Source organism: Pseudomonas sp. DE0157 (assembly GCF_007678615.1).
Taxonomy (GTDB): Bacteria; Pseudomonadota; Gammaproteobacteria; order Pseudomonadales; family Pseudomonadaceae; genus Aquipseudomonas; species Aquipseudomonas parafulva_B.
Genome location: NZ_VEJN01000043.1, coordinates 1 through 536, shown reverse-complemented (window position 1 = coordinate 536; position 536 = coordinate 1). Strand labels below are relative to the sequence as shown.

Genomic DNA, 536 nt, shown 5'->3' with positions numbered 1-536 from the left:
TTTGATCGTACCCTTCCCCACGTTAACGTCGGCACTATCGGCCACGTTGACCACGGTAAGACCACTCTGACCGCAGCTCTGACTCGCGTCTGCTCCGAAGTATTCGGTTCGGCAGTCGTTGAGTTCGACAAGATCGACTCGGCTCCGGAAGAAAAAGCGCGCGGTATCACCATCAACACCGCTCACGTTGAGTACAACTCGACCATTCGTCACTACGCTCACGTTGACTGCCCAGGTCACGCTGACTACGTGAAGAACATGATCACCGGTGCTGCCCAGATGGACGGCGCGATCCTGGTTTGCTCGGCCGCCGATGGTCCGATGCCACAAACCCGTGAGCACATCCTGCTGTCCCGTCAGGTAGGCGTTCCGTACATCGTGGTCTTCCTGAACAAGGCTGACCTGGTAGACGACGCTGAGCTGCTGGAACTGGTCGAGATGGAAGTTCGCGACCTGCTGTCCACCTACGACTTCCCAGGCGACGACACTCCGATCATCATCGGTTCCGCTCGTATGGCCCTGGAAGGCAAAGACGA

The 536-nt window shown here is 57.8% G+C and carries 1 protein-coding gene; it reads left to right on the top strand.

Going from position 1 to position 536, the window contains the following annotated elements; all coding sequences use genetic code 11:
* Positions 1-536 (top strand): GTP-binding protein (locus tag FS777_RS21260; RefSeq protein ID WP_145257589.1); only part of this gene is annotated, 536 nt, incomplete at both ends.